Consider the following 20,449-nt stretch of genomic DNA (forward strand, 5'->3'; position numbering starts at 1 on the left):
CTATACGGCGATGAAGGATTCACCGAGAACTTATTGACACATACATGGTTGCAGAAACAACAGACATCTGTACAGACTGTATGTTACAATGTCCCCGCTAAGGGTCTGCCGCACGGGTGGCGGACCCATGACCCTTATAACTGCGCTGCAAGAGGAGAAAAACATGGGTTATCAACTGACACAAGATGGGCTCCGTCAGGTATTCGCCGACTGGAGCCGGGAGTATGACATCTACGCTCCCAAACGGTTCGAAGGGACCGGCCGCTTTTCTGAAACGGATGTGATCCGCTATGGGACGGTGACCGCGCCGGAAGAAGTGATCTGGGACCAGCGGTCCGACTATTCCTGGAAGGAAGCGGTACTGCCGGTCTGCCAGACCCTGCTGTACTTTACGGAAGAAACGGTCACGGAAGCCAAGGATCCGGACCGGGGCAAGATTGTCCTGCTCCGGAGCTGTGACCTGGCGGCGGTACAGCGGTTCGACTACATCTTCCTCCAGAACGGACCGGAAGATTCCTACTACCGGTCCCGCCGGGACAAGATCAAATTCGTCCTCATGGGTTGTGACCATTCCTTTGAGGGCTGTTTCTGCGTCAGCATGGGCACCAACCGTACCGCCGGCTGGGACGCAGCCCTGAACCGCCGGGAAGAGGGCTACCAGGCTGAAGCCGCCGACAGCTTCCTGGCCGCCGCCCTGGAAAAGGCCGGAACCCTCTGTGGAGACGTGGTCCCTGACGCTGTGGAAGCCAACGACTTCACCGTCACGGTGCCGGAGGACCTGACCAGTGCCGTAGCCCAGAGCACCATCTGGGACGAATACGACAAACGGTGCATCAAATGCGGCCGGTGCACCCTGGTGTGCCCCACCTGCACCTGCTGGTCCATGCAGGATCTTTTCTACACGGAAAACGGCAAAGCCGGGGAACGGCGCCGGGTCCAGGCTTCCTGCATGATCGACGGCTACACCGACGTGGCCGGGGGCCTGAAGTTCCGCCAGAAGGGCGGGGAACGGATGCGCTTCAAGGTGCTCCACAAGGTCCTGGACTTCAAGAAACGGGCCGGATACCAGATGTGCGTGGGCTGCGGCCGGTGCGATGCCATCTGCCCGGAATACATTTCCTTTGTCCGCTGCATCGACAAACTGGCGGACGGCATGAAGGAGGTCACGAAAGATGAAAGATAACACCTACCTGCCCTTCCGCTCCGAGATCCTGGAAGTGATCAAGCATGCGGACCTGGAATACACCTTCCGGATGGCCTATGACCGGGGCAAGGAACATCCGGTGAAACCGGGCCAGTTCTTTGAGATCTCCATCCCCAAATACGGGGAGGCCCCCATTTCCGTCAGCGGCATCACCGACCATTCCCTGGATTTCACCATCCGGAAAGTGGGCAGCCTCACCAACGAAATCTTCGAAAACTACGTGGGGGACCATTTCTTCCTCCGGGGACCCTACGGCAACGGGTTCGACGTGAACATGTTCAAAGGCAAGGAGATCATCCTGGTGGCCGGTGGGTCCGGTCTTTCCCCCATCCACGGGGTCATCGACTACTTTGCGGACCATATGGACGAATGCGAACGGCTGACGGTGATCGTGGGCTTCAAATCCCCCCACGACATCCTGTTCCGGGAAGACCTGAAACGGTGGAAACAAAGCGGCATGAATCTGATCTACACCGTGGACAAGGCGGATGACGACCCGGACTATGACGGCCATGTGGGCCTGGTGACCCAGTACATCCCGGAAATGAACCTCCAGGATCCGGACAACGCCATTGCCGTGGTGGTGGGTCCTCCCATGATGATCAAATTCTCCATCAAGACCCTGCTGGGCCTGGGCTTCGACGAAGAAAAGATCTGGGTCTCTGAATCCCGGAAAATGTGCTGCGGCGTGGGCAAATGCGGCCACTGCCGGATCGGCGAAATCTACGTGTGCCAGGATGGACCGGTGTTCAAATACACCCAGGTCCGGTCCTTCATTGACTAGGAGGCGTCCCATGCTGGATATGGATTGTGGAAAACTGAAAAAGAACGCCTACCGGGTGACCAAGCACCGGGGCATCACCTCTTCCCGGGTGCGGGTGCCCGGCGGCCATCTCACCGCCGATGTACTGGGGAAGATCCAGGAAATCGCGGAAACCTACGGCAACGGCCAGGTCCATCTGACCATCCGCCAGGGCTTCGAGATCCTGGGGATTCCCTTTGAAAAGGTTCCCGAAGTGAACAAGGCTCTCCAGCCCATCATCGAGGAACTGGACATCAACCAGGAAGCCCCCGGCACCGGCTATCCCGCTTCCGGGACCCGGAACATCATGGCCTGTGTGGGGAACCGGGTGTGCCCCTTCGGGAACTACGACACCACCGCCCTGGCCAAACGGATCGAAAAGGCCATCTTCCCCAACGACCTCCATGTGAAGGTGGCCCTTACCGGCTGCCCCAACGACTGCTGCAAGGTGCGGATGCACGATTTCGGGATCATCGGCATGACCGAGCCCCAGTTCGATCCCTCCCGGTGCATCAGCTGCGGCGCCTGTGTGAAGAAATGCAAACAGCTTTCCGTGGAAGCCCTGCACATGGACAAATTCCGCCCGGTGCGGAACGTGGAAAAATGCATCGGCTGCGGAGTCTGCGCCCATGCCTGCCCCAACCGGGCCTGGACCCGGAGCAGGACCCAGTATTTCCGGATCACTCTTTTGGGCCGCAGCGGCAAGAAGAACCCCCGGATGGGTGTGGACTTCATCAAATGGGCGGATGCGGACAGCGTTGTGAAGATTGTCAGCAATGTGTATGACTACGCCCGGAAGTACATCGACCCGGAAGCTCCCGGGGGCAAGGAACACATCGGCTACATGGTGGACCGGACCGGTCCGGAAGAATTCCTCCGGTACATCCTCCGGGACGTGCACCTGCCGGAAAAGGCGGAAGTGTACAAACCTCTCTACTGGAACGGGATCCGGTATTGGGGATTGAAGTAATAAAGGGTGTGAAAATACTTTTCACACCCTGTCACTAGTCTCTAGTCACTAGTCTCTAGCTGATGGAAGCCAGCTGTCGCTGGCAAATATAGGAGTTGTGAATTATTTTTTCACAGCTCCTTTTTTGTTATAATGGACCCATGAAAGGACTGATACTCATGAAATGGCTCATTGCTTCTGATATCCATGGGTCCGCCTTGTTCACCCGGCAGCTGCTGGAACGGTTCCGTGCCGAAGGGGCCGACCGACTGCTTCTTTTGGGCGACCTTTTGTACCACGGGCCCCGGAACGACCTGCCGGAAGGCTATGCCCCCAAAGAGGTGATTGCCCTCCTGAACGGCCTGAAGGACCGGATCTTCTGCGTTCGGGGCAACTGCGAAGCGGAAGTGGACCAGATGGTCCTCCAGTTCCCGGTGCTGGCGGACTATGCCCTGCTGGAATGGAACCATCACCTGATCTTCGTCACCCACGGCCACCGGTACAACCTCCAGCACCCGCCTCTCCTCCAGCCCGGAGACATCCTCCTCCACGGCCACACCCACATCCCCGCCAACGAGCCCTGGGGCCAGGACAATCGGTACTGGAACCCGGGCTCCGTTTCCCTGCCCAAAGCCGGCACTCCCCACAGCTATATGGTGCTGGAGGAGGACCGGCCCCTCTGGAAAGCCTTGGAATAGGAGGACCAGGATCATGACTCCTTCCAGAAAAATTTCCTTTTCTCTTTTCCTGGCGGTGCTGGGAATGGTTTCTTCCGGGTTCCGGCCTTTGCCGGCTCTGGCCCGGGAGGATGCCGCCAAAATCTCCCACGCCCGGAAAAGCTGGCCAACAATGTGAATCTGACCTACAACTACAAAGAGGACACAGCGGCTCCCGGCTGGATTTCCCTGTATCACAACTACAGCCAGGCTGATTCTTACTACCCCGCAGGAACGGAAGAGCAGGATGAACTCCCCAGCTACAGCCGGTGGAAGGCTTACACCAACGGACTGGACTGGCGGGACGGCTGGAAAGTGGGGAAGCATTCCACCGTCACGGCAGGGATCACCTGGCAGCACACCTCCCTGGATACGGAGCAGAACCTGCTGGATGCCCATAACTTTGCCAAGAACTACAACCAGGGCATCAGCAATCTGTCCGGCTATGTGACCACCAAGACCCGGTACGGCAAGCTGTCCCTCCAGAGCACCTCCCTGTTCAATCACAACACCCGGTTCGATAATGAATATGTGTACGGAGACTCCCTGGAATACCGGCCGGACGACAGACTGACCTTTTACGGATCCCTCCAGCGGATCTATTCCGTCCCCACCCTGGACGAACTGTACTACAACAATTACAACCGGGATTCTGACGGAGCCTGGAAGATCCGGGGAAATGAGCACCTCCAGCCGGAAACCGGCTTTAAATGGAACGGAGGCATCCGGTACCGGCTCAACAGCCACAGCACCCTGGGGGCCAACGCCTTTGTGTCCCACATCAACAATCCCATTGTATGGTACAGGGCAGCCGGGACCTGGACACCCAAAAATCTGGAAAGCCAGAACAAGGACGGGATCCAGGTCACCTGGGAAGACCAGTTCAGTCCCCGATACGGTCTCACCGCCTCCTACGCCTGGACCCGTACGGACACCACCTACGGCAGCGGCATCGATCCCCAATACACCGATGAAGTGGCGCCCCATGCCGTCAAGGCGGCCCTCACCTACCGGGACAAACGGTGGACCAACAGCCTGCTGTTCCAGGCCGCCTGGGGCCGGGACAAAGGATGGTACACCGGCAATGCCTTCACCTTGGACGCCAATGTCAATTACAGATTCAACCAGCACTGGAGCACCTGGCTGAAGCTCAGGAACCTGCTGGACGAAAGTTACGAAGACGTGGGCTCCCGGACCCTGGGAGACTGCCCCGCCTACGGCCGCACGGCCCTTCTGGGAGTAACGTATCGATTGTGAAAAAGGGTCTGTTGCGCATGCAACAGCCCCTTTTACTTTTTCACCGTTTCCTTCAGATTCTTGAAGAACCGGTCGATGATCCGGTTGTACACTCCCAAGGGATCGTTTTCACTGTCCCGTACCCGGGCATCTTCGCTGGAGGCCACCAGTTTCCCGGTTCTGGTGTCGAACCACAGGAACCGGACGGTGACGCTGGCATAGGGCACGTAATAATCCGGGATGTATTCCGGATAGGTGATGGTCCGATAAAACGTATGCCAGTTTCCCTGGTCATCCCGGTAGCTGTCATCGATTTCCCGGGTCTTCCATTCCGTATGGGCGGGCACCAGGTAAGAATCCACCTGGCAGTTGTCCAGGGCGGCCAGGATGTACAGCTGGGCCCCTGCGTCCAGGGCTGCCTGGGGGATGGCCACTGCTCTTCTTTCCCCATCTGTTGTCTGGACCTGACTTTTCCCGTCTTTTTCCCCTGATTTCTCTGTTTTTCCAGCAGAAACCAGGGGGTCTTTTTCTTCCCCTTCTCCCGGCAAAAGAGCCCGGAACTGGATCTCCGGGGCCAGCACCACTTTCACCCCCTTGGCCTTTCCGGCTTTTTTCCGGTAGTCCTGAAGCATTTTCTGAGCCTTGGTACCACTCTGGAGATGGTAGCCGCTCATATCCATATCCGACAGGTACACCGTCTTCACCTGGCTGAAATCATAGTCCGTATCCTGCCAGCTGGTGTATTCCGCCAGAGCTCCGGAAGCCCCGGCCATAGTCAGGATTCCCCCCAGCACCAGCGTACGGATGCCTTGCAGCAGTTTCATGGATCTCACCCTTTCTGTTTTTTCTGATTTTTTACCAGTCTGCCGGGAAAACATGAATCCGGCAGCCTCAGTATATCATAAGGTGAAATCCGGATACAATAAAAAAGAACCCGTCAGCCACGGGTTCTTTCCATCGGCCAGTGACCGTTGACCAGTGACAAAAAAGAGGCTGTCGCATGCGCAACAGCCCTTTTTTACAGAACTCAGATCAGTTCCAGGATTGCCATTTCAGCAGCATCGCCGCGGCGGGGAGCCGTTTTGTAAATACGGGTATAACCGCCGTTGCGGTCAGCGTATTTGGGGGCGATTACATCAAACAGCTTCTTGGTGGCATCTTCATCCACGAGGAATGCCAGAACCTGACGACGAGCGCTCAGATCACCTTTTTTAGCCAGGGTGATCATTTTATCAGCCAGACCGCTGATTTCTTTTGCTTTCGTTTCAGTGGTTTCGATTCTCTCGTTTTTGAAGAAGGCGGTCAAGACGCTGCGGAACATAGCTTTCCGGTTGCTGGTGTTCCGGTTGAATTTTCTGTAGGACATCTTTCGTCTTCCTCCTATTCTTCATCAGAATTGCGCAGGTGCAATCCCAATTCTTCGATTTTGTTCTTGACTTCTTCCAAGGATTTGCTGCCCAGGTTGCGGACGCAAATCAGCTCGTCTTCCGTCTTGTTGATGATATCTTCTACCGTATTGATGCCGGCCCGTCTCAAGCAGTTGTTGGAACGGACAGTCAGATCCAGATCATCGATGGACATCTGCAGCACAGAAGACTTGGTGCCTTCATCGCTGGTCTTGGTACCATCTTCGTCCCCCTGGATGCGGGGCACGTTGGTGGTCTTGAACAGAGCCAGATACTTGATCAGGATTTCGGCTGCAGAAGTCACAGCTTCATCCGGCCCCAGGCTCCCATCGGTCCATACTTCAAGGGTCAGCCGGTCGTAGTTGGTCACGTTGCCCACCCGGGTATCGGTGACACCGAATTTCACACGGGTGATGGGGGAGTAGATGGAATCCACAGGGATGAAGCCGATGGGCTGATCCTTGGATTTGTTCTTCTCCGCCTGGACGTAGCCACGGCCCACGTCAACGTAGATTTCCATGTTCAGGGATCCGTTCTTGTCCAGGGTTGCAATGTGCAGCTCCGGATTCAGAACTTCCGTGTCCTGATCGGTGATCACGTCGGCGCCGGTCACTTCGCCTTCGCCAGCCTTCTTGATGTAGAACGTCTTGGGTTCAAAGGAGGTCTGGTCATCCAGACCCACTTTGAAGCACAGGGCTTTGATGTTTAATACGATATCCGCAACGTCTTCTCTGACTCCCTCAATGGTAGAGAACTCATGGAGGACTCCATCGATTTTAATGCCCGTCACAGCCATGCCGGACAAGGAAGAAAGCAGTACACGACGCAGACTGTTACCTAAAGTAATACCGTATCCACGTTCCAAAGGTTCCCAGACGAACTTGCCATAACGTCCGTCAGGAGAAATTTCGTCGACAACCAGGCTAGGTTTTTCGATTTCCTTCATGCGGAAGCCTCCTTTCGCGCATTACCACAATACGCGGTATAAGTAAGTGGAGAACAGTATCGGATTACTTGGAGTACAATTCGACGATCATCTGTTCTTCAACAGGTACGTCGATGTCTTCCCGAACCGGCAGACGGTCAACCTTTCCGCTGAGGTTTTGAGCGTCCACGGAGATCCAGGCAGGAACGGAGGTCTTGCCCAGGACTTCAGCCATGCCTTTGAAGTAGGCAGAGCTGCGGCTGTTTTCCATTACGGAGACTACATCCCCGGCTTTAACCAGAGCAGAGGGGATGTCCAGGCGCTTGCCGTTTACGGCAATGTGGCCATGGGTCACCAGCTGGCGAGCCTGACGGCGGGTATGGGCCAGGCCCATGCGGTATACCACGTTGTCCAGTCTGCGTTCCAGCAGGATCAGCAGGTTGGCACCAGCGATGCCTTCCATTTTCTTGGCTTTTTCATAGTAGCCGCGGAACTGTTTTTCCAGAACGCCATAGATGAACTTGGCTTTCTGTTTTTCAGCCAGCTGCATACCATATTCGCTCTTCTTTTTGAACTGGCGTTTCGGCTGCCGGTTGGATTCTTTCATAACCCCAACGAAAGCCGGAGACATGCCCAGAGATCTGCATCTTTTCAGAACAGGAGTCTTATCAATAGCCATCTAGTCTTTCACCTCCAATTATACTCTTCTGCGTTTCGGCGGACGGCAGCCGTTGTGAGGAATGGGAGTCACATCTTTGATGGATTCCACTTCCAGGCCTGCAGCCTGCAGAGCGCGGATAGCAGCTTCACGGCCAGCGCCGGGGCCCTTGACGAATACTTCGATCCGTTTCAGACCATGTTCCATAGCGGCTTTGGCAGCGGATTCAGCAGCCATCTGAGCTGCAAAAGGAGTGCTTTTCCGGGAACCGCGGAAGCCCTGACCGCCGGCAGAAGCCCAGCTCAGGACAGCCCCGTTCAGATCGGAAATCGTTACGATCGTGTTATTAAAGGTGGAGCGGATATGTGCTACACCAGCTTCAATGTTCTTGCTTACTTTCCGTTTGGCACGGACAACTTTTTTACCAGCCACTCGTCTAATCCCTCCTTAGACAGACTTACTTCTTAGCGCCGGCCACTTTTTTCGGGCCTTTGCGGGTACGAGCATTGTTCTTGGTGTTCTGACCCCGTACAGGCAGGCCTGCACGATGTCTCCGGCCGCGGTAGCAACCGATTTCCACCAGGCGTTTAATGTTCAGGGATTCTTCACGGCGAAGGTCCCCTTCCACTTTGTATTCATGATCCAGGATTTCACGCAGCTTGGCAATTTCCGCTTCCGTCAGATCCCGGACACGGGTGTCAGGGTTGATCCCGGTTTTAGCCAGGATTTCCCGGGACAGGGTCAGACCGATCCCGTAAATGTACGGCAGAGCGTATTCGATACGTTTATCTCTAGGCAAATCTACACCGGCGATACGAGCCATTCAAAGCACCTCCTTCTTATCCTTGTCTCTGTTTATGTTTCGGGTTTTCGCAAATGACCATGACGCGGCCTTTGCGTTTGATAATCTTGCATTTTTCGCAAATGCGTTTTACAGACGGTCTTACTTTCATGTTGCTTGAACCTCCTCTTGCCAATCCTCTTATTTGAACCGATAAGTAATCCGACCCCGGTTCAGATCATAGGGCGTCAGCTCTACGGTCACCTTATCCCCTGGGAGGATCTTAATAAAGTTCATACGTATTTTTCCGGAAATATGTGCCAGGATTTCATGATCGTTTTCCAGTTTTACCCGGAACATCGCATTGGGTAAAGATTCCAAGACAGTACCTTCTACTTCGATCGCATCTTGTTTTGACACGCTTATGCCTCCTTACCCTTTTACAGCAGCGACCACGTCAGCATACACCTTGTCGATGGGCTGAGTGCCGTCAATTTCCCTGTACACGCCTTCCGCCTTGTAATACGCAATGAGAGGAGCAGTTTGGCTATGGTACGCTTCCAAACGTTTTTTCACAGTGGTTTCTTTGTCATCATCCCGCTGGTAAAGTTCCCCACCGCATTTGTCGCATACGTTTTCCTGTTTGGGAGGATTGTACACCACATGATAGGTGGCACCACAGTTTTTGCAGATCCGCCGGCCGGTAACCCGGGCTACCAGGTCTTCATCAGGCACGCTGATGTTGACCGCAGCAGTCAGGGAGATCCCGAGATTCTTCAGGATGTCGTCCAGGGCTTCTGCCTGATCTTTGGTACGGGGAAAACCGTCCAGGATGAATCCTTTGGCACAGTCCGGCTGGCTCAGACGTTCCTTCACAATGCCGATCGTGACACTGTCCGGAACCAAACCGCCGGCGTCCATATATTTCTTGGCTTCTTTCCCCAATTCCGTCCCATTTTTCACAGCCGCACGGAACATATCTCCCGTAGAAATATGGGGAATGGGGAAATCGGCAACTAATTTTTCCGCTTGGGTCCCCTTGCCTGCGCCAGGAGGTCCCATTAAAAGAATATGCATGTTCTCTCTCCTTATTTCATGAAACCCTGGTAGTGCCGCATGAGGGTCATGGACTCTACCTGTTTCATTGTGTCAAGCGCTACGCCAACTACGATCAACAAAGCCGTTCCGCCGAAGTATACTCCGGAAATTCCTGTGAGCCAGACGATCATGTTGGGCATAATAGCAATGAACGCCAGAAAAACAGCACCCGCCAGGGTGATCCGGTTCATCACCTTGTCCAGATAGTCCGTGGTCGGTTTGCCAGGCCGCAGCCCGGGGATGAAGCCGCCGTATTTCTTGATGTTGTCGGACATATCCGGGATGTTCAGGCTTACTGCGGTATAGAAGTAAGTGAAGAACAGGATGAGCAGGATGTACAGCGAGGTCTGCAACGGTGTGCCCCATGCTAAATAGCCGGCCACTTTCTGGATCCAGGGGATCTTGATGAACTGCGCAATGGTCACAGGAAACATCAATACGGAAGAAGCGAAGATGATGGGCATAACACCGGCCTGATTCACCTTCAGGGGAATGTAGGTGGTGTGTCCGCCGTACATCTTCCGACCTACGATCCGCTTTGCGTACTGGACGGGGACTTTCCGGTAGGAAACCGTAATGGCCACCACGAACATCACCATCAGTACAGCCAGCACAGCGAAGATCAATACGTTGAAGACGTTGATAGTTCCTGCCTGCAGGTACCGGCCGATCACAGCCAGCCCGTTGGGCAGTCGGGAAATGATCCCGGCAAAGATGATCAAAGAAATCCCGTTCCCGATCCCTTTGGCCGTAATCTGTTCCCCAATCCACATCAGCAGCAGAGAGCCTGCGGTAAGGGTGATGACAATCATGGCAAAGGAGAAGAAGTCAGGGTTGTTGACTGCCGCCCGCAAGCCATATGCCATTCCGATTGCCTGAATGGCGCCCAGGCCCACCGCCGCATAGCGGTTGATTTTGTTGATTTTTTTTGCTCCTTCCGCTCCCTCTTTGGACCATTCTTCCAAAGTCGGGATCACCACTGTCAGCAGCTGCGTAATAATTGACGCATTGATGTAAGGAGTAATGCTCATGGCAAATATGGAGAATTTGCTGAGAGCACCGCCGGAGAACAGATCCAGAAGACCGAACAGGTTTCCACTGGTGAAAAGCCGTTCGATCATGGCTGCGTTAACCCCCGGAACGGGAATTTGCGTACCAGCCCTGAATACTATGAACATCGCAAGGGTAAATAATACTTTCTTTCGGAGTTCCGTAGCCTTTAACAGGTTATCAAGGGCTGATGCCAATTAGATCACCTCTACCTTACCGCCGGCAGCTTCGATCTTGGATTGAGCAGTTTTGCTGAAACCCATGGCTCTTACCGTGACCTTTTTGGTCAGTTCGCCATTGCCCAGGACACGAATGCCGTCACGGATGTTTTTCACCAGGCCGGCTTCGATCAGGGCTACAGGATCGATTACAGCACCGTCGTCAAAGCAGTTGAATACTTCCACATTGATCTCAGTGTAATGTTTGCCGAATTTATTGTAGAAACCGCGTTTCGGCAGACGCAGGTACAACGGCTTTTGGCCACCTTCGAACCCAGGACGTTTCACCCCGCCGCTACGGGATTTCTGACCTTTTTGGCCTTTGCCGGATGTTTTGCCCAGGCCGGAACCAAGACCGCGGCCTACACGGACGCGAGCTTTTTTGGAGCCGGCAGCGGGAGCCAATTCATGCAAATACATTTGCAGACCTCCTTATTACGCCTTCACTTCTTCTACTTTGACCATATGTTCCACTTTGTGGATCATACCGCGCAGAGCAGGAGAGTCTTCTTTCACAACGCTGGTACGGATCTTGGTCAGACCCAGAGCCTTGACAGTAGCGCGTTGGTCTTTGGGATACCCGATTAAGCTACGGGTCAGCGTGATTTTTACCTGTGCCATCATGCTACCTCCTTAGCCTAACAGTTCTTCAACAGTTTTGCCGCGCAGAGCAGCAACTTCTTTGGCGTTCTTCAGGGATTTCAGACCCTGCAGAGTTGCCCGGACCACATTGTTGGGGTTGGAAGTACCCTGAGATTTGGTCAGGATGTCCCGAACGCCAGCCAGTTCCAGGACGGCACGGACAGCACCGCCGGCGATAACCCCGGTACCTTCCATAGCCGGTTTCAGCAGGACGCGGCCTGCACCGAACACACCGATTACTTCGTGAGGAATGGTGGTGCCTTTCAGAGGAACGGTGATCAGGTTCTTTTTGGCATCATCCACACCCTTGCGGATTGCTTCGGGAACTTCGGCAGCTTTGCCCAGGCCCATGCCAACCTTGCCGTTTTCATCACCAACAACAACCAAAGCAGAGAAGGAGAAACGACGTCCGCCTTTTACGACCTTAGCTACGCGGTTGATGAAGACTACTCTTTCTTTGAAGCCATCATCTTGTTTTTCGTAATTAGCCACTCTTTTGTCCTCCCTCTGTTAAAATTCCAGACCAGCTTCGCGAGCCGCTTCAGCCAGGGCTGCTACACGGCCGTGATACAGGTAACCACCGCGGTCGAATACAACAGTCTTGATGCCCTTTTCCAGAGCTTTTTTGGCGATTTCAGTGCCGACAGCTTTAGCAGCTTCGATGTTGCCGCCGTAGTTGGCTTTGTTGGCCTTTTCCACGGTGCTGGCGGAAACCAGAGTTTCACCAGTTTCATCGTTGATGATCTGAGCGTAGATGTTGCTCAGGCTGCGATATACATTGAAACGGGGTTTTTCAGCCGTTCCCACAATATTTCTGCGCATACGCAGGTGACGTTTCTGACGTGCTGCGTTTTTATCTTTCTTGTTCAGCAAGAGATTCACTCCTTCCTATTAGAAATTATTTCTTGCCTTTGGCGCCGGCTTTACCAACCTTGCGGATGATATGTTCGCCTACATAGCGGATCCCTTTGCCTTTGTAGGGTTCGGGAGCACGCAGGCTGCGGATTTCAGCAGCCACAGCACCAACTTTTTCCTTGTCGATACCGGAAACGATGATTTCCGTGGAGTTCGGGCAGTCGAAGGAAATGCCTTCGGGAGGATCCATCACGCAGGGATGGGAGAAGCCCAGGGTGAAGCTCAGGGCTTTGCCCTTCTTGGCTACACGGTACCCAACACCCTGGATTTCCAGGTGTTTGGAATACCCTTCCGTAACGCCGATGATCATGTTGTTGATCAGGGTACGGGACAGGCCGTGGAGGCTGCGGTGCACCTTGTCGTCGGAAGGACGGGTCACGGTGATCACCCCATCATTCAGGGCCACGGTCAGTTCTTTGCTGATTTGACGGCTCAGTTCGCCTTTCGGTCCCTTAACGGAGACCAGGTTATCTTCCACCGTTACCGTAACTTTATCAGGGACGGTAATCGGAGCTTTTCCAATTCTTGACACTTATAAGCACCTCCGGTCTAGGGAATATCTTACCAAACGTAAGCCACTACTTCGCCGCCCAATCCAGCTTTCCGGGCAGCCTTGTCGGTCATCATGCCCTTGGAAGTGGAGATTACGGCGATGCCCAGGCCGCCCAGTACGCGAGGCAGCTGGTCTTTCTGGGTGTAGACTCTCAAACCGGGTTTGGAGATACGCTTAATGCCGGAAATAACTTTTTCCTTGTTGGGACCGTATTTCAGCTGTACACGGATCACATTCTGGTGTTCACCGGCTACGACTTCGAAATCTTTAATGAATCCTTCGCTCTTCAAAATCTCTGCAATGGCAGTTTTGATTTTGGAGCAGGGGATTTCAACTCTATCGTGATGAACCGAATTGGCATTACGGATTCTCGTAAGCATATCGGCAATCGGATCAGTCATGGTCATTTATAAAAGCCCTCCTTCCTTTTTCCGCTCTTACCAGCTTGCTTTCGTTACGCCGGGAATAGCGCCTTCGTAAGCATACTTCCGGAAGCAGATACGGCAAATGCCGAATTTGCGCATGTAAGCATGCGGTCTGCCACAGATCTTGCAGCGATTATATTTGCGGACCTTGAACTTCGGTTCCGCTTTCCATTTTTCAATCAATGCGGTCTTTGCCACGGTTTTCCCTCCTTATGCCCCAAACGGCATACCCAGAAGCTTCAGCAGTTCTCTGCCTTCTTCATCGGTTTTAGCAGTCGTTACGATGATAACATCCATGCCGCGGACTTTGTCGACTTTATCGTAGTCGATTTCAGGGAAAATCAGCTGTTCTTTCAGGCCGATGGAATAGTTGCCACGGCCGTCGAAGGACTTGGGGTTGACCCCTCTGAAGTCACGTACCCGGGGCAGGGCAATGTTCATGAATTTATCCAGGAATTCATACATCCGGCTGCCACGCAGGGTGACTTTCACACCGATGGGCATGCCTTCACGGAGTTTGAATGCAGCGATGGATTTCTTTGCCTTGGTGATGATGGGTTTCTGACCGGCGATCATGGTCATGTCAGCCACAGCAGATTCAATAGCCTTGCTGTTGGTCACTGCTTCACCGCAGCCAATATTCAAAACAACTTTTTCCAGTTTCGGAATTTCGTTGACGTTCTTGTAATTGAATTTTTCCATTAAGCCTTTCACAGCTTCGGAATTGTATTTGTCTTGCAGTCTCGTTGCCATCTGTTTTCCTCCTTTCCCGAAGATTATTTATCGATGACTTCCCCGCATTTTTTGCAGGCTCTGACAAAACCATTGCCAGCGGCCACTTTTTTGATACGGGTCGGTTTCTTGCAGGACGGGCATACCAGCATTACGTTGGAAACGCTGATGGGAGCTTCCTTGGTAATGATCCCACCCTGAGGGTTGCTCTGAGAAGGTTTCGTGTGCCGTTTTACCTGGTTCACGCCTTCCACAGTCACCTTGGATTTCTTCGGGAAAGCAGCGGTCACTTTGCCTTCCTTGCCTTTATCTTTACCAGCCAATACCACCACGGTATCGCCTTTTTTCACGTGCAATTTCACGGCTTCAGCCATTTCTGCAACACCTCCTTGTTCTTAGAGCACTTCCGGTGCCAGGGAAATGATCTTCATGAAGTCTTTATCACGGAGTTCCCGGGCAACAGGCCCAAAAATACGAGTGCCCTGAGGGGTCTTATCGTCTTTGATCAGAACCGCAGCGTTTTCGTCGAAACGGATGTAAGAACCATCCGGACGGCGGGTGCCTTTTACGGAACGCACCACAACGGCCTTCACTACATCACCTTTTTGGACAACGCCACCGGGTGTAGCATCTTTGACAGAAGCCACAATGATGTCACCGATGTTGGCGTATCTCCGATAGGAACCGCCCAGCACACGGATGCACATAATCTTTTTGGCGCCGGTATTGTCCCCAACATTCAGCACAGTCTGCTGTTGAATCATGGTTTACCTCCCTTGCCAAGCTATGCTCAGCAGTCTATCTTATTTTGCCCGTTCTACGATTTCAACGACGCGCCAGCATTTGTCTTTGGACAGGGGCCGGGTCTGAGCAATCTTCACGATATCCCCAGTATGAGCATCATTGTTTTCGTCATGAGCCTTCAGTTTAATGGTATGCATTACGCCTTTTTTGTAAAGAGGGTGTTGAACCAGACGTTCAATAGCGACCACAACGGTTTTCTGCATCTTGTCGCTTACGACTTTACCAGTACGCGTAACACGCAAGTTTCTCTCTTCAGCCACGGAATGTTTCCTCCTTCGCTTAGGGTCTAACCCGGATTAAGCGTTCACTTCGCGTTCCCGCTGGATCGTTTTGATCTGGGCAATGGATTTCTTGACTTCTCTGATCTTCATCGGATTGTCCAGTTGTCCGGTTGCCATTTGAAAACGCAAATTAAAAAGTTCATCTTTTAAGCCTGCCAGCTTGGATTCCAGCTCTTCAACAGACATTTCTCTGATTTCGTTAGTTTTCATTAAGCTTCACCACCTACTCCATTTTCACGCGCGGTGACTTCGGCATCCAGCTGTTCCTTCGTAACGAAGCGGGTCTTGATCGGCAGCTTGTTGCCGGCCAGACGCATAGCTTCCTTAGCGATATCTTCAGTAACGCCTGCCATTTCGAACAGAACCCGGCCAGGTTTAACCACGGCTACCCAGTATTCAGGAGAACCTTTACCACTACCCATACGGCTGCCAGCAGCTTTGGCAGTTACAGGCTTGTCAGGGAAAATCTGGATCCATACCTGACCGCCACGTTTGATGTAACGGGTCATGGCGATACGGGCGGCTTCGATCTGCCGGTTGGTGATCCAGGACGGTTCCAGGGCCACCAGGCCGAACTGACCATGAGCCACTCTGTTGCCCCGCATTGCACGGCCTTTCATGCGGCCTCTATGCTGTTTACGATGCTGTACTCTCTTCGGTAATAACATTATTTCGCCCCTCCTTCTTGCGCTTCAGGAGCTTCCTTCTTCACGGCCTTGGTCGGCAGGACTTCGCCTTTGTAGATCCATACCTTTACGCCGATCCGGCCATAAGTGGTATGAGCTTCAGCAGTCCCATAGTCGATGTTGGCACGCAGGGTATGCAGAGGAATGCTGCCATCACGATAGCTTTCGGTACGGGCGATTTCAGCCCCGCCCAGACGGCCGGCGCACTGGATCTTGATCCCTTTGGCACCCAGACGCATGGTACGGCCCACGCACTGCTTCATGGCACGGCGGAAAGCGATCCGGCGTTCCAGCTGGGAAGCAACGTTTTCAGCAACCAGGGTGGCATCCATATCCGGTTGTTTAACCTCGATGATGTTGATGTCCAGCTTGCTGTCGGTCATTTTGGCCAGGTCTTTTTTCAGCAGTTCGATGTTGCTGCCCTGACGGCCGATGACGATACCAGGTTTAGCGGTGTAGATGCTGATCCGCATCTTCTGTTCCGTTCTTTCGATGGTAACCCGAGAGATACCAGCCTGGAATTGTTTATCTTTAATGAAATCACGAATCTTGATGTCTTCCAACAGATTCTTTTGATAGTCCTTGTCGGCGAACCATTTGGAATCCCAATCATCGATTACGCCCACTCTGAAACCATGTGGATTAACTTTTTGACCCACTATTCATTCCCTCCTTCTGTCAGGATGATTATTTTTCGGAAACAGCCACGGTGACATGGCTGGAACGTTTCAGGATCTTGAAGGCCTGTCCACGGGACCGCGGATGGATTCTCTTCATGGTGGGACCCTGGTCAACGAAAGCGTTGGAAACGACCAGATTGTCAGCGTTCATGTCAAAGTTGTGTTCAGCGTTCGCAACAGCGGAGCGAAGAACTTTTTCAATAACCTCAGAACCAACTTTCGGGGTAAACTTGAGGATTGCAAAGGCTTCGTTCACAGACTTGCCCCGGATCAGGTTGATCACGATGCGCAGTTTGCGAGGTGCGATACGGATGTATTTGGCAACAGCTTTAGCTTCTTGCATCTATTTTATCCTCCTTCCCCTGATTATTTCGTTACGGCAGCGGCTTTATCGCCATGGCCCTTGAACAGACGGGTAGGAGCGAATTCGCCTAATTTATGGCCGACCATATCTTCGGTGATATACACAGGCACATGTTTGCGGCCATCATGGACAGCAATGGTGTGACCCAGGAATTCAGGGAGAATCGTGGAGCTGCGGGACCAGGTTTTAACGACTTTCTTATCCTGGGCAGCGTTCAGCGCTTCAATTTTCTTCAGCAGACTAGCTTGGACATAAGGTCCTTTTTTAACGGATCTGGACACTCTGTATGCCTCCTTTCAACAAACTCTGTTATTTCGTTCTGCGTTTCAGGATCAGTTTGGAAGAAGCCTTCTTGTTCTTCCGGGTACGGGTACCAAAAGCACTCTTGCCCCAGGGAGTAACAGGACGCTTACGACCAACAGGGGAGTGACCTTCACCGCCGCCATGAGGATGGTCGTTCGGGTTCATTGCCACACCACGGTTGGCGGGACGGACACCCAGCCAGCGGGAACGGCCTGCTTTACCCAGAGTCAGGTTTTCATGATCCAGGTTGCCGATCTGACCGATGGTGGCACGGCAGTTGATGTGTACCTGACGCAGTTCGCCGGAAGGCATACGCAGCAGGGCATAGCTGCCTTCTTTGGCCATCAGCTGGATGGCAGCACCGGCGCTCCGGCCCATCTGGCCGCCTTTGCCGATCTTCAGTTCCACATTGTGGACCATGGTACCCAGAGGGATGTTCTGCAGGGGCAGTGCGTTGCCCACTTTGATATCGGCTTCGGGACCGCTGACAACAACGTCGCCCACCTTCAGGCCCTGAGGAGCCAGGATGTAGCGTTTTTCACCGTCTGCATAGTTCAGCAGAGCAATGTTGGCGCTCCGGTTGGGATCATATTCGATGGTCGCAACTTTTGCGGGGATGTTGTCTTTATTCCGTTTGAAATCGATGATACGATACTGTCTTTTGTGACCGCCGCCCTGATGACGAACCGTCATTTTACCGGTGTTGTTCCGGCCGGCATGCTGGTTCAGTTTAACAACTAAAGGGCGATGGGGCTTGTCCGTAGTGATCTCTTCAAAGGTGGACACAGTCATGCTGCGTCTGGAAGGAGAATACGGATTAAAGCTTTTAATAGCCATTGTTTGACCTCCTTAGACGAATTACATTCCTTCGAAGAGCGGAATTGTATTACCTTCAGCCAGTTTTACAATTGCTTTCTTGTAATCGGAACGCTTGCCTTCATATTTGCCCATACGCTTGGTTTTGCCCAGAACGCGGATGGTGTTGACATTCACAACCTTCACATTGAAGATGGCTTCAATGGCCTGGCGGATTTCAGTCTTGTTTGCGCCCATTGCCACCTGGAAAGTGTATTTGTTGTCCTTCATCATGTCAGAAGTCTTTTCGGTCACAATGGGTCTGATGATAATGTCGCGAGGATTGGCAGCCATTATGCGAGCACCTCCTCAATTCTTGCTACGGCATCTTTTGCCAGCAGTACTTTTTCCGCATTCAGGATATCGTAAACGTTCAGGCAGTCATTGGACAGGGCCTTTACTTTTTCGATGTTGCGGGAAGATTTTTCTACGTTTTCGTTTTCCCCGTCAGTGATGATCAGGGCTTTTTTGTCGACAGCTTCGAAGCCATTCAGCAGAGCAACTGCATCTTTGGTCTTGGGAGCATCGAAGGTCAGGTTGTCAACCACAACCAGAGCACCTTCAGCGACTTTTGCGCTCAGTGCGCAGCGGATGGCCAGACGACGGGCCTTCCGGGGCATATCTTTTGCATGGCTCCGGGGAGCAGGACCGAAGACGGTACCACCGCCTACCCACAGAGGAGAACGGACGGAACCGGCACGAGCCCGGCCAGTACCTTTCTGTTTCCAGGGTTTTCTGCCACCGCCCCGTACCATACCGCGGGTCTTGGTTGCATGAGTGCCCTGACGTTCGTTGGCTTGCTGCATAACAACAGCCTGATGGACAACGGCTTCGTTGAATTCTACGCCAAAGACGTAATCCATCAATTCTATTTCTTCACCGGTCTGTTTGCCGGTCATATCGTAAACTGCTACTTTCGGCATTGAAACGCCCTCCTTTCGTTAAACCTTATTTTTGTTCTGCTTTCACGACATCGGGACGAACCGTGTCTCTCAGCAGCAGGAAGGTACCAGCGGCACCAGGTACAGAACCTTTCACCATGATCAGGTTGCGGTCCTTATCCACTTTTGCGATCGTCAAGCGCTGCACAGTCGCGCTGATCCCGCCCATACGGCCAGGCAGTTTCTTGCCTTTGATAACACGGCCGCCAGGACCGGAATGCATAGGACCATTGGAACCAGGTTCACGATGAGATTTGGAACCGTGTTTCATAGGACCACGTGCGAAGTTGTGGCGTTTGATCGTACCAGCGAACCCTTTACCGCGGGAAACGCCGACAGCGTCAACCAGATCGCCGGCTGCGAAAATGTCAGCAGCAATCTTGTCACCGACTTTATATTCAGAAGGAGCATCCAGACGAACTTCGCGGACAACCTTTACAGGAGCCACACCAGCTTTGTCGAAGAAGCCCTTCATGGGTTTGTTGACTTGTTTTTCTTTGATATCCCCAAAACCCAGCTGAACAGCATTGTAGCCGTCTTTTTCTTCCGTTTTGTTCTGCAGCACGACGCAGGGACCCGCTTCCACAACAGTTACGGGAACCAAAGTACCGTCAGCTTCAAAAATTTGGGTCATACCTAATTTTTTGCCTAAGATTCCTTTAGCCATCATCGCACCTCCTTACGCTTTGATCTCGATATCTACACCAGCAGGAAGATCCAAGCGAGTCAGTGCATCGATCGTCTTAGCTGTAGGTTCCAGGATGTCAACCAGTCTCTTGTGGGTCCGCATTTCGAACTGTTCACGAGAGTCTTTGTTTACATGAGGGGAACGCAGAATCGTATAGATGTTTTTTTCCGTAGGCAGGGGAATCGGGCCGGAAACCTGAGCACCGGTACGTTTCGCCGTTTCTACGATTTTGGAAGCACTCTGATCCAGTGCTTTGTAGTCATACGCTTTCAGGCGTATACGGATTTTTTGAGTCTTTGCCATTGTTTTTAATTCCTCCATTCGCCACGTTTCCAAGAACGGACATACTCAGCAGAAGTTCCCTTCTTTGCCAGCGGGCCAGAAGCCATCTTCTGCCTCATCGCGGGCCCTGTAAAGCATAAGAATATGAGGGGCTTTGGCCTAGCCCCTCATATGGGCTTTCTTTAGATTGAATCGGAAGGATTAGCCTTCGATTTCGGTAACAACACCGGCACCAACGGTATGGCCGCCTTCGCG

At 52.9% G+C, this 20,449-nt stretch carries 36 protein-coding genes and 1 pseudogene; 6 read left to right on the forward strand and 31 right to left on the reverse strand.

Annotated elements, in window-relative coordinates:
• The first annotated feature begins 163 nt into the window (after positions 1-163).
• The 6 genes and pseudogenes from asrA to QVO43_RS00495 form a co-directional block, all read left to right on the forward strand.
• A complete protein-coding gene (gene asrA / locus QVO43_RS00470; RefSeq protein ID WP_022486678.1) occupies positions 164-1,183 on the forward strand; it encodes an anaerobic sulfite reductase subunit AsrA in 1,020 nt (339 codons plus the stop codon).
• Positions 1,173-1,988 carry an anaerobic sulfite reductase subunit AsrB gene (gene asrB / locus QVO43_RS00475; protein ID WP_022486679.1) on the forward strand — a complete coding sequence of 272 codons (816 nt, stop codon included), beginning with the start codon at positions 1,173-1,175 and terminating at the stop codon, positions 1,986-1,988. The genes asrA and asrB overlap by 11 nt, the downstream gene beginning before the upstream one ends.
• A 10-nt stretch (positions 1,989-1,998) precedes the next feature.
• The gene (asrC, locus tag QVO43_RS00480) at positions 1,999-2,976 is read left to right on the forward strand and encodes a sulfite reductase subunit C (protein ID WP_022486680.1); all 978 of its coding nucleotides are present in this window, start codon (positions 1,999-2,001) and stop codon (positions 2,974-2,976) included.
• A 158-nt stretch (positions 2,977-3,134) separates the two neighbouring features.
• Entirely contained in the window at positions 3,135-3,653 is a 519-nt protein-coding gene (gene yfcE / locus QVO43_RS00485) for a phosphodiesterase (protein WP_022486681.1), read from the forward strand.
• Positions 3,654-3,666: 13 nt separating this feature from the next.
• A complete protein-coding gene (locus QVO43_RS00490; RefSeq protein ID WP_022486682.1) occupies positions 3,667-3,810 on the forward strand; it encodes a hypothetical protein in 144 nt (47 codons plus the stop codon).
• Positions 3,762-4,928: pseudogene (locus tag QVO43_RS00495) on the forward strand (TonB-dependent receptor plug domain-containing protein); the annotation flags it as partial. The gene QVO43_RS00490 and the pseudogene QVO43_RS00495, both read left to right, overlap by 49 nt.
• Positions 4,929-4,960: 32 nt before the next feature.
• Here QVO43_RS00495 and QVO43_RS00500 read toward each other — a convergent pair.
• From QVO43_RS00500 to rpsJ, 31 genes are all read right to left on the reverse strand, one after another.
• A complete protein-coding gene (locus QVO43_RS00500) occupies positions 4,961-5,731 on the reverse strand; it encodes a hypothetical protein (protein WP_022486684.1) in 771 nt (256 codons plus the stop codon).
• 203 nt (positions 5,732-5,934) lie between these two features.
• Positions 5,935-6,273, reverse strand: coding sequence for a 50S ribosomal protein L17 (rplQ, locus tag QVO43_RS00505; protein ID WP_012939236.1), 339 nt, complete (start codon positions 6,271-6,273; stop codon positions 5,935-5,937).
• A 14-nt stretch (positions 6,274-6,287) separates the two neighbouring features.
• Positions 6,288-7,259: a DNA-directed RNA polymerase subunit alpha gene (locus tag QVO43_RS00510; protein ID WP_022486685.1), complete on the reverse strand. Its 972-nt coding sequence runs from the start codon at positions 7,257-7,259 to the stop codon at positions 6,288-6,290.
• A gap of 64 nt (positions 7,260-7,323) precedes the next feature.
• Entirely contained in the window at positions 7,324-7,917 is a 594-nt protein-coding gene (gene rpsD / locus QVO43_RS00515; protein ID WP_022486686.1) for a 30S ribosomal protein S4, read from the reverse strand.
• An 18-nt stretch (positions 7,918-7,935) separates the two neighbouring features.
• On the reverse strand, positions 7,936-8,328 hold the full coding sequence (rpsK, locus tag QVO43_RS00520; protein ID WP_022486687.1) for a 30S ribosomal protein S11: 393 nt from the start codon (positions 8,326-8,328) through the stop codon (positions 7,936-7,938).
• Positions 8,329-8,353: 25 nt separating this feature from the next.
• A complete protein-coding gene (gene rpsM, locus QVO43_RS00525) occupies positions 8,354-8,719 on the reverse strand; it encodes a 30S ribosomal protein S13 (protein ID WP_012939240.1) in 366 nt (121 codons plus the stop codon).
• Between the two features lie 16 nt (positions 8,720-8,735).
• Entirely contained in the window at positions 8,736-8,849 is a 114-nt protein-coding gene (gene rpmJ / locus QVO43_RS00530; RefSeq protein ID WP_009015366.1) for a 50S ribosomal protein L36, read from the reverse strand.
• 29 nt (positions 8,850-8,878) lie between these two features.
• Positions 8,879-9,097, reverse strand: coding sequence for a translation initiation factor IF-1 (gene infA / locus QVO43_RS00535; protein WP_009015367.1), 219 nt, complete (start codon positions 9,095-9,097; stop codon positions 8,879-8,881).
• 12 nt (positions 9,098-9,109) lie between these two features.
• Positions 9,110-9,754: an adenylate kinase gene (locus QVO43_RS00540; protein WP_022486688.1), complete on the reverse strand. Its 645-nt coding sequence runs from the start codon at positions 9,752-9,754 to the stop codon at positions 9,110-9,112.
• A gap of 11 nt (positions 9,755-9,765) precedes the next feature.
• Positions 9,766-11,022: a preprotein translocase subunit SecY gene (secY, locus tag QVO43_RS00545; protein WP_154488473.1), complete on the reverse strand. Its 1,257-nt coding sequence runs from the start codon at positions 11,020-11,022 to the stop codon at positions 9,766-9,768.
• A complete protein-coding gene (gene rplO, locus QVO43_RS00550; protein ID WP_022486690.1) occupies positions 11,023-11,463 on the reverse strand; it encodes a 50S ribosomal protein L15 in 441 nt (146 codons plus the stop codon).
• A 15-nt stretch (positions 11,464-11,478) separates the two neighbouring features.
• The gene (gene rpmD, locus QVO43_RS00555; RefSeq protein ID WP_154488505.1) at positions 11,479-11,664 is read right to left on the reverse strand and encodes a 50S ribosomal protein L30; all 186 of its coding nucleotides are present in this window, start codon (positions 11,662-11,664) and stop codon (positions 11,479-11,481) included.
• Positions 11,665-11,676: 12 nt separating this feature from the next.
• On the reverse strand, positions 11,677-12,177 hold the full coding sequence (gene rpsE / locus QVO43_RS00560) for a 30S ribosomal protein S5 (RefSeq protein WP_022486692.1): 501 nt from the start codon (positions 12,175-12,177) through the stop codon (positions 11,677-11,679).
• Between the two features lie 18 nt (positions 12,178-12,195).
• A complete protein-coding gene (rplR, locus tag QVO43_RS00565; RefSeq protein ID WP_012939246.1) occupies positions 12,196-12,558 on the reverse strand; it encodes a 50S ribosomal protein L18 in 363 nt (120 codons plus the stop codon).
• Between the two features lie 25 nt (positions 12,559-12,583).
• Complete coding sequence (gene rplF / locus QVO43_RS00570) at positions 12,584-13,132, reverse strand: 50S ribosomal protein L6 (RefSeq protein ID WP_012939247.1); 549 nt, start codon at positions 13,130-13,132, stop codon at positions 12,584-12,586.
• Positions 13,133-13,161: 29 nt separating this feature from the next.
• Entirely contained in the window at positions 13,162-13,560 is a 399-nt protein-coding gene (gene rpsH, locus QVO43_RS00575; protein WP_022486693.1) for a 30S ribosomal protein S8, read from the reverse strand.
• A 30-nt stretch (positions 13,561-13,590) separates the two neighbouring features.
• Positions 13,591-13,776 carry a type Z 30S ribosomal protein S14 gene (locus tag QVO43_RS00580; RefSeq protein WP_012939249.1) on the reverse strand — a complete coding sequence of 62 codons (186 nt, stop codon included), beginning with the start codon at positions 13,774-13,776 and terminating at the stop codon, positions 13,591-13,593.
• 12 nt (positions 13,777-13,788) lie between these two features.
• Positions 13,789-14,331 (reverse strand): 50S ribosomal protein L5, encoded by a 543-nt coding sequence (gene rplE / locus QVO43_RS00585; protein ID WP_022486694.1) that lies wholly within the window; start codon positions 14,329-14,331, stop codon positions 13,789-13,791.
• Between the two features lie 23 nt (positions 14,332-14,354).
• Positions 14,355-14,684 (reverse strand): 50S ribosomal protein L24, encoded by a 330-nt coding sequence (rplX, locus tag QVO43_RS00590; RefSeq protein ID WP_012939251.1) that lies wholly within the window; start codon positions 14,682-14,684, stop codon positions 14,355-14,357.
• 21 nt (positions 14,685-14,705) lie between these two features.
• Positions 14,706-15,074: a 50S ribosomal protein L14 gene (gene rplN / locus QVO43_RS00595; protein WP_012939252.1), complete on the reverse strand. Its 369-nt coding sequence runs from the start codon at positions 15,072-15,074 to the stop codon at positions 14,706-14,708.
• 39 nt (positions 15,075-15,113) lie between these two features.
• A complete protein-coding gene (gene rpsQ, locus QVO43_RS00600) occupies positions 15,114-15,374 on the reverse strand; it encodes a 30S ribosomal protein S17 (protein ID WP_012939253.1) in 261 nt (86 codons plus the stop codon).
• Positions 15,375-15,410: 36 nt separating this feature from the next.
• A complete protein-coding gene (gene rpmC / locus QVO43_RS00605; RefSeq protein ID WP_022486695.1) occupies positions 15,411-15,605 on the reverse strand; it encodes a 50S ribosomal protein L29 in 195 nt (64 codons plus the stop codon).
• On the reverse strand, positions 15,605-16,063 hold the full coding sequence (gene rplP / locus QVO43_RS00610) for a 50S ribosomal protein L16 (RefSeq protein ID WP_022486696.1): 459 nt from the start codon (positions 16,061-16,063) through the stop codon (positions 15,605-15,607). Before rplP ends, rpmC begins: the two co-directional genes overlap by 1 nt.
• Positions 16,063-16,740 (reverse strand): 30S ribosomal protein S3, encoded by a 678-nt coding sequence (rpsC, locus tag QVO43_RS00615; RefSeq protein ID WP_022486697.1) that lies wholly within the window; start codon positions 16,738-16,740, stop codon positions 16,063-16,065. Before rpsC ends, rplP begins: the two co-directional genes overlap by 1 nt.
• Before the next feature lie 28 nt (positions 16,741-16,768).
• Positions 16,769-17,104 carry a 50S ribosomal protein L22 gene (rplV, locus tag QVO43_RS00620; protein WP_022486698.1) on the reverse strand — a complete coding sequence of 112 codons (336 nt, stop codon included), beginning with the start codon at positions 17,102-17,104 and terminating at the stop codon, positions 16,769-16,771.
• A 23-nt stretch (positions 17,105-17,127) separates the two neighbouring features.
• Positions 17,128-17,406, reverse strand: a complete 279-nt coding sequence (rpsS, locus tag QVO43_RS00625) for a 30S ribosomal protein S19 (protein ID WP_022486699.1) — start codon at positions 17,404-17,406, stop codon at positions 17,128-17,130.
• A 28-nt stretch (positions 17,407-17,434) separates the two neighbouring features.
• Positions 17,435-18,265 carry a 50S ribosomal protein L2 gene (rplB, locus tag QVO43_RS00630; RefSeq protein WP_022486700.1) on the reverse strand — a complete coding sequence of 277 codons (831 nt, stop codon included), beginning with the start codon at positions 18,263-18,265 and terminating at the stop codon, positions 17,435-17,437.
• A 21-nt stretch (positions 18,266-18,286) separates the two neighbouring features.
• A complete protein-coding gene (gene rplW, locus QVO43_RS00635) occupies positions 18,287-18,577 on the reverse strand; it encodes a 50S ribosomal protein L23 (protein WP_012939260.1) in 291 nt (96 codons plus the stop codon).
• Positions 18,577-19,206 (reverse strand): 50S ribosomal protein L4, encoded by a 630-nt coding sequence (rplD, locus tag QVO43_RS00640; RefSeq protein ID WP_022486701.1) that lies wholly within the window; start codon positions 19,204-19,206, stop codon positions 18,577-18,579. Before rplD ends, rplW begins: the two co-directional genes overlap by 1 nt.
• Positions 19,207-19,231: 25 nt before the next feature.
• Positions 19,232-19,891 (reverse strand): 50S ribosomal protein L3, encoded by a 660-nt coding sequence (gene rplC / locus QVO43_RS00645; RefSeq protein ID WP_012939262.1) that lies wholly within the window; start codon positions 19,889-19,891, stop codon positions 19,232-19,234.
• A gap of 12 nt (positions 19,892-19,903) precedes the next feature.
• Positions 19,904-20,215 carry a 30S ribosomal protein S10 gene (gene rpsJ / locus QVO43_RS00650; RefSeq protein WP_012939263.1) on the reverse strand — a complete coding sequence of 104 codons (312 nt, stop codon included), beginning with the start codon at positions 20,213-20,215 and terminating at the stop codon, positions 19,904-19,906.
• Positions 20,216-20,449 lie beyond the last annotated feature (234 nt).

The organism is Acidaminococcus sp. CAG:542, from assembly GCF_000437815.1.
In the GTDB taxonomy this organism is placed as follows: domain Bacteria; phylum Bacillota; class Negativicutes; order Acidaminococcales; family Acidaminococcaceae; genus Acidaminococcus.